Annotated in this window: 6 protein-coding genes and 1 pseudogene; 6 read left to right on the plus strand and 1 reads right to left on the minus strand. The window is 70.8% G+C overall.

Features of this window, described 5'->3' with window-relative positions; translation table 11 throughout:
• A partial coding sequence (glgP, locus tag SSOG_RS14155) for an alpha-glucan family phosphorylase (protein ID WP_009714907.1) occupies nt 1–2,282 on the minus strand: 2,282 nt, incomplete at its 3' end.
• Between the two features lie 139 nt (nt 2,283–2,421).
• Here glgP and SSOG_RS14160 point away from each other — a divergent pair.
• The 6 genes and pseudogenes from SSOG_RS14160 to treS form a co-directional block, all read left to right on the plus strand.
• Complete coding sequence (locus tag SSOG_RS14160; RefSeq protein WP_425385416.1) at nt 2,422–4,371, plus strand: rhamnogalacturonan lyase; 1,950 nt, start codon at nt 2,422–2,424, stop codon at nt 4,369–4,371.
• A 54-nt stretch (nt 4,372–4,425) separates the two neighbouring features.
• Nucleotides 4,426–5,220, plus strand: coding sequence for a pectate lyase (locus tag SSOG_RS14165; RefSeq protein WP_009714909.1), 795 nt, complete (start codon nt 4,426–4,428; stop codon nt 5,218–5,220).
• 130 nt (nt 5,221–5,350) lie between these two features.
• Nucleotides 5,351–6,163: a pectate lyase gene (locus SSOG_RS14170; protein WP_039937545.1), complete on the plus strand. Its 813-nt coding sequence runs from the start codon at nt 5,351–5,353 to the stop codon at nt 6,161–6,163.
• 173 nt (nt 6,164–6,336) lie between these two features.
• Nucleotides 6,337–7,533: a S8 family peptidase gene (locus SSOG_RS14175; RefSeq protein ID WP_039937547.1), complete on the plus strand. Its 1,197-nt coding sequence runs from the start codon at nt 6,337–6,339 to the stop codon at nt 7,531–7,533.
• Between the two features lie 329 nt (nt 7,534–7,862).
• Nucleotides 7,863–9,858 (plus strand): annotated as a pseudogene (locus SSOG_RS14180) (alpha-1,4-glucan--maltose-1-phosphate maltosyltransferase).
• On the plus strand, nt 9,855–11,523 hold a 1,669-nt coding region (gene treS, locus SSOG_RS14185), incomplete at its 3' end, for a maltose alpha-D-glucosyltransferase (RefSeq protein ID WP_009714913.1). The pseudogene SSOG_RS14180 and the gene treS, both read left to right, overlap by 4 nt.

Genomic DNA, 11,523 nt, shown 5'->3' on the forward strand with positions numbered 1-11,523 from the left:
GCGGGGTCGAGCGCGCGGTGGGCGCGGGCGGCCGGGGCGTAGAGCCGCTCGACGTACTCCCGCACCATGCGTCCCGCGAGCACCTTGGGGGCGAGGGTGGTGAGGGTCTGGCGCACCATGTCGATCCAGTGGCCGGGGAGTCCGTCGGGGCCGCGGTCGTAGAACTGCGGTGCGACCCGGTTCTCCAGCAGCTCGTAGAGGGCGGACGCCTCCAGGTCGTCGCGGCGGTCCTCGTCGACGGCGGAGCCGTCGGCGGTGGGGATGGCCCAGCCGAAGTCGGGCTCGTACCACTCGTCCCACCAGCCGTCGAGGACGGAGAGGTTGAGGCAGCCGTTGAGGGCGGCCTTCATACCGCTGGTGCCGCACGCCTCCAGCGGGCGCAGCGGGTTGTTGAGCCAGACGTCGCAGCCGGGGTAGAGCTTCTGGGCCATGCCCATGCCGTAGTCGGGCAGGAAGACGAGGCGGTGCCGCACCCGGGCGTCGTCGGCGAACCGGACGAGTTCCTGGACGAGGCGCTTGCCGCCGTCGTCGGCCGGGTGCGCCTTGCCCGCGACGACGATCTGGACGGGCCGCTCGGGGTGCAGCAGCAGCTCGGTGAGCCGGTCGCGGTCGCGCAGCATGAGGGTGAGCCGCTTGTACGAGGGGACGCGGCGGGCGAAGCCGATGGTGAGGACGTCGGGGTCGAGGACGGAGTCGATCCAGCCCAGTTCGGCGGTGCCCGCGCCGCGCTGCCGCCACGACGCGTACAGCCGCTGCCGTACCTCGGCGACGAGCTGCTTGCGCAGGGTGCGGCGCAGTTCCCACAGTTCACCGGCGGGGAGGTGGCCGAACTGGCGGGCGCCGAGCCGGGTGACCTCGGGGGCGCGCCAGGTGGGCGCGTGGACGCCGTTGGTGACCGAGCTGATGGGCACCTCGTCGGCGTCGAAGCCGGGCCAGAGCCCGGCGAACATCTCGCGGCTGACCTGGCCGTGGAGGGTGGAGACCCCGTTGGCGCGCTGGGCGAGCCGCAGCCCCATGACGGCCATGTTGAACACTCCGGGGTCGCCGCCGGGGTAGGTTTCCCGGCCGAGCGCGAGGGTGCGCTCGACGCCGATGCCGGGGAGTTCGCCGTCCTCCCCGAAGTGGCGGGCGACGAGCTCGCGGTCGAACCGGTCGATCCCGGCGGGGACCGGGGTGTGGGTGGTGAACACGGTCCCGGCGCGCACCGTCTCGTGGGCGGCGTCGAAGTCCACCCCGGCCGTGTCCATGAGTTCGCGGATCCGCTCCAGGCCGAGGAACCCGGCGTGTCCCTCGTTGGTGTGGAACACCTCGGGCGCGGTGTGCCCGGTGAGACGGCAGTACGCCCGCACCGCGCGCACACCGCCGATGCCGAGCAGCATCTCCTGGAGCAGCCGGTGTTCGCTGCCGCCGCCGTAGAGCCGGTCGGTGACGTCGCGCTCGCCGGGGCCGTTGCCCTCGACGTCCGAGTCGAGGAGCAGCAACGGCACCCGGCCGACCTGGGCCTGCCAGATCTGGGCGTGCAGCGGACGGCCGCCGGGGAGGGTGAGGGTGACCCTGGCGGGGCGGCCCATGCCCGCGCCGGGGTGGTGCTCGTGCAGCAGGGTGAGCGGCAGCTCGTTGGGGTCGAGGACGGGGTACTGCTCCTGCTGCCAGCCCTCGCGGGAGAGCGACTGCCGGAAGTAGCCGTGGCGGTAGAGCAGCCCGACGCCGATGAGGGGGACGCCGAGGTCGCTGGCGGCCTTGAGGTGGTCACCGGCGAGGATGCCGAGTCCGCCGGAGTACTGGGGCAGGGCGGCGGTGATGCCGAACTCGGGCGAGAAGTAGGCGATGGCGGCGGGGAGGGCGGGGCTCCCTTCGGGCCCCGCGCCCTCGTCCGTACGGTCCGGGACCGCGTCGTCCGACCGGACCCCGTCGCCCGCCGGAACCGCACCGTCCGACCGGGCCGCGTCATCCGACCGGGTCGTCCGGTCCGGCGCGGCCGCCGTGCGGCCCTGGTACCAGCGGGGGCCGGTCAGATAGTCGTCCAGATCCTCGGCGGCCGCCCCGAGCCGCCGCAGAAACCCGCGGTCCGCGGCGAGTTCCGCCAGCCGGGCGACGGGTACGGCGCTCAGCAGCCGCACCGGGTCGCCGCCGGACGCCCGCCAGCGCTCGGGGTCCACGGCCTCGAACAGCTCGCGGGTCTCGGGATGCCACGACCAGCGCAGATTGCGCGCCAGCCGGTGGAGCGGTCGTAGGGATTCCGGGAGCACGGGACGCACGCTGAAGCGACGGATGGCCTTCACGCCTTCGACGGTAGCGGCCGACGCGCCCCGTTTCGGCTGTTTCGCCCGAGCCCCGCGAAGTTCGGTCGGGAGGCGGCAACCTTTCCGGCCAGGGCGACGACTAGGGGGCGTTCACTTCCCCCCATGCCTTGGAGGCCCCGTGCGTATCCGGGACAGATCGCAGCCCGCACCCGGTCACCCGCCCAGACACGCCGCGCGCGAGCGGCTCGGCCGCCCCCGGACGCTGGTCGCGGCGCTCGCCGTGGGCGCGCTGACCGTCACCGGTCTGGCGAGCATCTCGGGAGCGGCCGAGACCGACGCCGAGGCCGAGGGGGCGACGGCGGCGAAGGGCGCGACGACCAAGGCGGCCGCGGCCGCCCAGCTGGAGAAGCTGGACCGGGGCCTGGTCAGCGTCCGCTCCGGCAGCGACAACCTGGTCAGCTGGCGCTGGCTCGCCACCGACCCGGCCAATGTCGCCTTCAACGTCTACCGCGGCTCCACCAAGGTAAACGCGTCCCCGATCACGGGCTCGACCAACTACCTGGACAAGGGCGCGGCGGCCTCGGACACGTACACGGTGCGCGCGGTGGTGAACGGTACCGAGCAGTCCGCGTCGTCCGCCGCCCTCCAGTTCCGCTCGGGCTACCTCAATGTCCCCATCTCGCCCCCGGCCGCCGGTTCCGATTACACGTACGAGGCAAACGACGCCTCGGTCGGCGACCTGGACGGCGACGGCGACCTCGACCTCGTCCTCAAGTGGCAGCCGACGAACGCGAAGGACAACTCGCAGTCCGGCGTCACCGGCAACACGATCGTGGATGGCTACACCGTCGAGGGCAAACGGCTGTGGCGCATCGACCTGGGCCGCAACATCCGCTCCGGCGCGCACTACACCCAGTTCCAGGTGTACGACTACGACGGCGACGGCAAGGCCGAGGTCGCGATGAAGACCGCGGACGGCACGGTCGACGGCGCGGGCAAGACGATCGGCAGCGCGTCCGCCGACTACCGCAACTCCGGCGGCTACGTCCTCAGCGGCCCCGAGTTCCTGACGATGTTCAACGGCGGCACCGGCGCCGCGCTGGACACCGTGGACTACGTCCCGGCGCGCGGCACGGTCTCCTCGTGGGGCGATTCGTACGGCAACCGGGTGGACCGCTTCCTGGCCGGGACGGCGTACCTGAACGGCTCCACGCCCTCCCTGGTCTCGGCGCGCGGCTACTACACCCGCACCGTCATCGCCGCCTGGGACTTCAAGGGCGGCAAGCTGACCCGCAAGTGGACGTTCGACACGAACAGCTCCACCAACAGCGGCAAGGGCTACGACGGGCAGGGCAACCACGCGCTGGCCATCGGCGATGTGGACGGCGACAGCAAGGACGAGATCGTCTACGGCTCGATGGCCGTGGACGACAACGGCTCCGGGCTGTGGACGACGAAGAACGGCCACGGCGACGCCGCCCACCTCGGCGACCTCGACCCGTCCCGGTCGGGCCTGGAGTACTTCAAGGTCGACGAGGACTCCTCCAAGCCGTCCTCGTACCTCGCCGACGCCAAGACCGGCCAGGTGCTCTGGTCGACCGGGGCCAACGGCGACAACGGGCGCGGCGTGGCCGGTGACATCTGGGCGGGCAACGACGGCGCCGAGATGTGGTCCGCGAAGGACGACCAGATCCGCTCGGCCTCCGGCGCCACGAAGGGCCGTAAGCCGTCGTCCATGAACTTCCTGTCCTGGTGGGACGGCGACCCGGTGCGCGAGCTGCTGGACGGTACGCGCATCGACAAGTACGGGACGTCGGGCGAGACCCGGCAGCTCACCGCCTCCGGGGTGCACTCCAACAACGGCACCAAGGCCAACCCGTCGCTGGCGGGCGACATCCTCGGCGACTGGCGCGAGGAAGTGATCTGGCCGACCAGCGACAACAAGGCGCTGCGGATCTACTCCACCCCGTACGAGACCGACCGGCGGATCACCACGCTGCTGCACGACCGGCAGTACCGCGAGGCGCTGGCCTGGCAGAACACCGCCTACAACCAGCCGCCGCACCCCAGCTTCTTCATCGGCAACAAGATGGCCACTCCTCCGCGGCCGTCCGTCAAGACCCCCTGAATCACCCCCCTGCATCACCCCTGTATCACTCCCTTCCGCACAAGGAGCTGTGACATGGCTGAATTACGCATGAGACGGCGGGCGATCGGCGGCGCCCTCGGCGCCATCGCCCTCACCGCGGGTGCGATCACCACCGGGCTTTCTCTCTCGGCAGCGTCGGCCGCCACCTGGCCCACGCCCAGCGGCACCCCGCAGGCGGTCACCAAGACGATCCCCGTCAGCGGGACCACCGACGGCGGCATGAAGCGCTACTACGGCGACGGCGACCTCGGTTCGGACAACCAGGGCGAGGACCAACCCGCCATGTTCGAACTGGCCGACGGCGCCACGCTCAAGAACGTCATCATCGGCGCCCCCGCCGCCGACGGCATCCACTGCAAGGGCAGCTGCACCCTCCAGAACGTCTGGTGGGAGGACGTCGGCGAGGACGCCGCCACCTTCCGCGGCACCGGCAAGACGTACAACGTCATCGGGGGCGGCGCCCGCAAGGCCGAGGACAAGATCTTCCAGTTCAACGGCGGCGGCACGCTCAACATCTCCAACTTCGCCGGACAGGACTTCTCGACCTTCGTCCGCTCCTGCGGCAACTGCTCCAGCCAGTACAAGCGCACGATCAACGTGACCAACACCGAGATCACCGCGCCGGGCAAGGTCATCGGCGGCATCAACACCAACTACGGCGACTCGCTGGCCCTGCGCAAGGTCACGATCGTCGGGGACAGCAGCAAGAAGATCGTCCCGTGTCAGAAGTACATCGGGAACAACACCGGCAAGGAGCCGAGCAAGAACGGCAGCGACGCGGACGGCACGTACTGCAAGTACAGCAGCTCCGACCTCACCTACAAGTAGACGCACGAAGTACGTGAGGTCCGCCGCCCGGTCCGTGATTTTTTTGCGGGCCGGGCGGCAACGTCTCCCGGTCCGGCGGCGACTTCAGGGTGTACATCATCCCCCCACTCCCCCCACGGAATGGATACACATGGCACCGCAGCACCACAGACCGCGTCCCACCCGCAAGCGCGCCCTGATCGGCGGCCTCGGCGCCGCCGCCCTCACCATCGGCGCGATCACGGCCGGAACGATGCTCTCCTCGGCCTCGGCGTCCGCCGAATGGCCCACCCCCGGCGACGACAAGCCGGTCAGCTCGACGCAGAAGGTCTCCGGCGTCGTCGACGGCAAGATGCAGCGCTACATCGGCGAGGGCGAACTCGGCGACGGCGGCCAGGACGAGGGCCAGCCCGCGATGTTCGAACTGGCCGACGGCGCCACGCTCAAGAACGTCGTCATCGGCTCCCCCGCCGCCGACGGCATCCACTGCGAGGGCAGCTGCACCCTCCAGAACGTCTGGTGGGAGGACGTCGGCGAGGACGCCGCCACCTTCCTGGGCGGCGCCAACGCCAAATACACCATCGAGGGCGGCGGCGCGCGCAAGGCCGATGACAAGGTCTTCCAGCACAACGGCGGCGGCACGCTCACCATCCGCGACTTCGCCGTGCAGGACTTCGGCAAGCTCTACCGCTCGTGCGGCAACTGCTCCGAGCAGCAGAAGCGCGCCGTGGTGGTGGACGGAGTGGAGGTGACCGCTCCGGGCACGTCGCTGGTCGGCGTCAACGAGAACTTCGGGGACACCGCGAAGCTCAGCAACATCACGATCATCGGGGACAGCGGCAAGAAGATCGACCCCTGCGTCCGCTTCAAGGGCAACGACACCGGTGCGGAGCCCGAGGAGACCGGCTCCGGCCCGGACGGCAAGACCTGCATCTACAAGGAGTCCGACATCTCCTACAAGTAGGCGTCGGCAGCGGTCCACCGCGCGCCGTGCCCGCCCCTCACCGGGGACGGGCGCGGCGCGTCCCCATGGGCGGAACAGCGCCGGTTCCGCCCCCCGATGCGCACTTGTCGGGGCCCCCGCCCCACGAGACCCTGGCGCCCTCGCGTACGGGGAGGGTCGGGGAGGGATCGCCCATGGCGCACAGGAGAAGCAGAGGCCGCCTCGGCACGGCCGGGGCGCTGGCCGCCGCCGCGGTCGTGCTGGCGGGCGGGGCGCTGCCCGCCCGGGCCGCGGGCGCGACGGCGCACCACACGTACATCGTGACGCTGCAACGGGGGGCGGCGGCGGAGTCCGGGCACGGCAGGGACCTCGTCGAGCGGTACGGGGCGACGGTGCGCCGTACCTACAGCAGGGCGCTGAACGGCTTCGCCGTACGGGCCGACGAGGCGCAGGCGAGACGGCTCGCGGCGGACCCGGGCGTCGCCTCGGTGACCCGGGACGCCGAGGTGTCGCTGCGCGGCACCACCGCCGCCACGGCGACCCAGCCGTATCCGCCGTCGTGGGGCCTGGACCGCATCGACCAGCCCGCCGGGGCGGCGCTGGACGGGGCGTACACGGCACCGGCAGGCGGCGGGAAGGGGACGACGATCTACGTCGTCGACTCCGGAGTGCGCACCGGTCACCGGGACTTCGGCGGCCGGGCCCGCTCCGGCTGGGACTTCGTGGACGACGACCCGGTGGCGCAGGACGGCAACGGCCACGGCACCCATGTGGCCGCGACTGCCGCTGGCACGCAGTACGGGGTGGCGAAGCGGGCGGACGTCGTCGCCGTACGGGTGCTGGACGACCGCGGGGAGGGCACCAGCGCCGAGGTGCTGGCCGGTCTGGACTGGGTGCTGCGGCACGCCCGGAAGCCGTCGGTGGTCAATCTGAGCCTGGGGTCGGCGATCGCGGGGCCGGTCCCGGAGTGGGACGCCGCGATACGGGCCGGGGTGCGCGCCGGTCTCACTTTCACGGTCGCGGCGGGCAACGCGGGCCGGTCGGCGGGCTCGTTCTCGCCGGGCCGGGTGCCCCAGGCGATCACGGTGGGCGCGACGGACCGGGCCGACCGCCGCGCGCCGTTCTCCAACTGGGGCCCGGCGGTGGACCTGTTCGCGCCCGGCGACCGGATCGTGTCGGCGTCCCCTACGAGCGATACGGCGGCGGCGACGCTGTCGGGCACGTCGATGGCGGCGCCCCATGTCGCGGGCGCGGCGGCGCTCTACCTCGCCGCCCATCGCTCGGCGACCCCGGCCCGGGTGAGCACGGCGCTCGCGGCGGAGTCGACCAAGGGCGCGGTACGGAACGCGGGCCGCGGTTCACCGAACCGGCTGCTGCACACGGGTGGCTGACGGAGCATCTGGCGCACGGAACATCTGACACAACCCGAGATTGCGGTCATATCATCGGCCCCGCACGGATACGCGCGGGCCGAGCCATGCACCCCGCGTTACGAACCGGTAGTTAACGGGAACCCGGATTGTCTCCCGGTGTCCGGTGGGAAGGCTTCCCGAACGCGCCCCCCATGGCCGACCCCATCCGCCCACCAGAGTGAACGCGGACAGGAGCTGTCATGCCCGCAACCCATCGCCCGGCGGTAAAGCCTATACAAAGGGCACAGGCCGCCGCCGACCATCAAGCGCCCTCCGCACATCAGCCCGCAACGCCGTCAGGTGATCCTATGATCGGTCGTATTCCCCTTTTGGATATCCGTCCGCTGATCGACTGCGGCCGCCGCCCCGCCAAGGCGGTGGTGGGCGAGACCTTCGAGGTCAGTGCCACCGTGTTCCGGGAGGGCCACGACGCGGTCAGCGCCAATGTCGTCCTCCGCGACCCGGCCGGACGGTCGGGGCCGTGGACCCCCCTGCGCGAACTCGCCCCCGGCACCGACCGCTGGGGCGCCGAGGTCACCCCCACCGCGCCCGGCCGCTGGTCGTACACGGTCGAGGCGTGGAGCGACCCCGTCGCCACCTGGCGCCATCACGCCCGGATCAAGATCCCGGCCGGGATCGACACCGATCTGGTGCTGGAGGAAGGCGCCCGGCTGCACGAGAGAGCCGCGACCGGAGTGCCCAAGAACGACGGCCGGGAGGCGGTCCTCGGCGCCGTCGACGGGCTGCGCGACGAGCGCCGCCCGGTCGCCGACCGGCTCGCCGCCGCCCTCGCCCCCGACGTCACCGCCGCCCTCGACCGCCATCCGCTGCGCGAACTGGTCACCGCCTCGCGCCCGATGCCGCTCCAGGTCGAGCGGGAGCGCGCGCTGTTCGGCTCCTGGTACGAACTGTTCCCGCGCTCCGAGGGCGCCAAGGTGGCCGAGGACCGCCGCCCGGTCAGCGGCACGCTGCGCACCGCCGCCGAGCGGCTGCCCGCGATCGCCGCCGCCGGGTTCGACGTCGTCTATCTGCCGCCCGTCCACCCCATCGGCACCGCCTTCCGCAAGGGCCCCAACAACACGCTCTCCGCGGGCCCCTTCGACGTCGGCTCGCCCTGGGCGATCGGCTCCCCGGACGGTGGCCACGACGCGATCCACCCCGACCTCGGCACCCTGGACGACTTCGACCACTTCGTGGCCCGGGCGCACGAGCTGCGCATGGAGGTGGCGCTCGACTTCGCGCTCCAGTGCTCGCCCGACCACCCCTGGGTCACCGCGCACCCCGAGTGGTTCCACCGGCGCGCCGACGGGACGATCGCGTACGCCGAGAACCCGCCCAAGAAGTACCAGGACATCTACCCCATCGCCTTCGACGCCGACTTCCCCGGACTCGTGCGCGAGACCGAGCGGCTCCTGCGGTTCTGGATGTCCCACGGGGTGCGGATCTTCCGGGTCGACAACCCGCACACCAAGCCCGTGGCCTTCTGGGAGAAGGTGATCGGGGACATCAACCGCACCGACCCCGATGTCATCTTCCTCGCCGAGGCGTTCACCCGGCCCGCGATGATGAACACGCTCGGCATGATCGGCTTCCAGCAGTCGTATACGTACTTCACCTGGCGCAACGGCAAGCAGGAGCTGACCGACTACCTCACCGAACTGTCCGGGGACGCGGCCGCCTGGATGCGGCCCAACTTCTTCGTCAACACCCCCGACATCCTGCACGCCTACCTTCAGGACGGCGGCCGGCCGGCCTTCGCGGTACGGGCCGTCCTCGCCGCCACCCTCTCCCCCACCTGGGGTGTCTACGCGGGCTACGAGCTGTGCGAGAACACCCCGCTGCGCACCGGCAGCGAGGAGTACCTGGACTCGGAGAAGTACCAGCTGCGCCCCCGCGACTGGGCGGACGCCGAGCGTACGGGAACGTCGCTCACCCCGCTCATCACCCGGCTCAACCGGCTGCGCAGGCGGCACCCCGCCCTGCGCCGGCTGCGCAACCTGCGATTCCACCACGCGGACAACGAGTCCGTCATCGCCTACTCAAGCGGCACGGGCGACTCGTGCGTGCTCACCGTCGTCAACCTGGACCCCCACCACACCCAGGAGGCGACGGTCTCGTTGAACATGCCGGGAACTCGGCCTCGACTGGCACGAGTCCGTCCCGGTGCGCGACGAGCTCACCGGCGAGACCTATCACTGGGGCAGGGACAACTACGTACGCCTGGAGCCTGGGCGTGACATGGCTCCCGCGCACGTGCTCTCCCTGCGACCGTCCTCACCGATCGGAGGGTCACCCACAACATGATCGTCAACGAGCCCGTACCGGACACGTTCGAAGACACCCCCGCCAAGGACCGTGACCCCGACTGGTTCAAACGCGCCGTCTTCTACGAGGTCCTGGTGCGGTCCTTCCAGGACAGCAACGGCGACGGCGTCGGCGACCTCAAGGGCATCACCGCCAAGCTCGACTACCTCCAGTGGCTCGGCGTCGACTGCCTCTGGCTGCCGCCCTTCTTCGCCTCCCCGCTGCGCGACGGCGGCTACGACGTCTCGGACTACACGGCCGTGCTGCCGGAGTTCGGGGATCTCGCCGACTTCGTCGAGTTCGTGGACGCCGCGCACCAGCGCGGCATGCGCGTCATCATCGACTTTGTCATGAACCACACGAGTGACCAGCATCCGTGGTTCCAGGAGTCCCGTACCGATCCGGACGGACCGTACGGCGACTACTACGTCTGGGCCGACGACGACAAGCAGTACCAGGACGCCCGCATCATCTTCGTCGACACCGAGACGTCCAACTGGACCTTTGATCCGGTACGCAAGCAGTACTACTGGCACCGCTTCTTCTCGCATCAGCCGGACCTCAACTTCGAGAACCCGGCCGTCCAGGAAGAGGTACTGGCCGCCCTGCGCTTCTGGCTGGACCTCGGCATCGACGGATTCCGGCTCGACGCCGTGCCGTATCTGTACGCGGAGGAGGGCACCAACTGCGAGAACCTCCCCCGCACCCACCAGCTCCTCAAGCGCGTCCGCGCCGAGATCGACGCCCACTACCCCGACACGGTGCTGCTGGCCGAGGCCAACCAGTGGCCGGAAGACGTCGTCGACTACTTCGGCGACTACGAGGCGGGCGGCGACGAATGCCATATGGCCTTCCACTTCCCCGTCATGCCGCGCATCTTCATGGCGGTGCGGCGAGAGTCCCGCTACCCGGTCTCGGAGATCCTCTCCAAGACCCCGGCCATTCCGTCCGGGTGTCAGTGGGGCATCTTCCTGCGCAATCACGACGAGCTGACGCTGGAAATGGTCACCGACGAAGAGCGCGACTACATGTACGCGGAGTACGCCAAGGATCCGCGCATGCGCGCCAACATCGGCATCCGGCGCCGGCTCGCTCCGCTGCTGGACAACGACCGCAACCAGATCGAGCTGTTCACCGCGCTGCTGCTGTCGCTGCCCGGGTCGCCGATCCTGTATTACGGCGACGAGATCGGCATGGGCGACAACATCTGGCTCGGCGACCGCGACGCCGTGCGTACCCCCATGCAGTGGACCCCCGACCGCAACGCGGGCTTCTCCTCCTGCGACCCGGGGCGGCTCTTCCTCCCCACCATCATGGACCCGGTCTACGGGTACCAGGTCACCAACGTCGAGGCCGCCATGTCCTCGCCGTCCTCGCTGCTCCACTGGACCCGGCGGATGATCGAGATCCGCAAGCAGAACCCGGCCTTCGGGCTGGGCTCCTTCACGGAGCTGCCCTCGTCCAACCCTGCCGTCCTCGCGTTCCTGCGCGAGGCGCCGCGGACCCCGGACGGGGAGGACGACCTGGTGCTGTGCGTGCACAACTTCTCGCGCTTCGCCCAGCCGACGGAGCTGGACCTCCAGTCCTTCGCGGGCCGCCATCCGGTCGAGCTGATCGGCGGCGTCCGCTTCCCCGCCATCGGCGAGCTCCCCTATCTGCTCACCC

It is taken from the genome of Streptomyces himastatinicus ATCC 53653 (genome assembly GCF_000158915.1).
Taxonomy (GTDB): domain Bacteria; phylum Actinomycetota; class Actinomycetes; order Streptomycetales; family Streptomycetaceae; genus Streptomyces; species Streptomyces himastatinicus.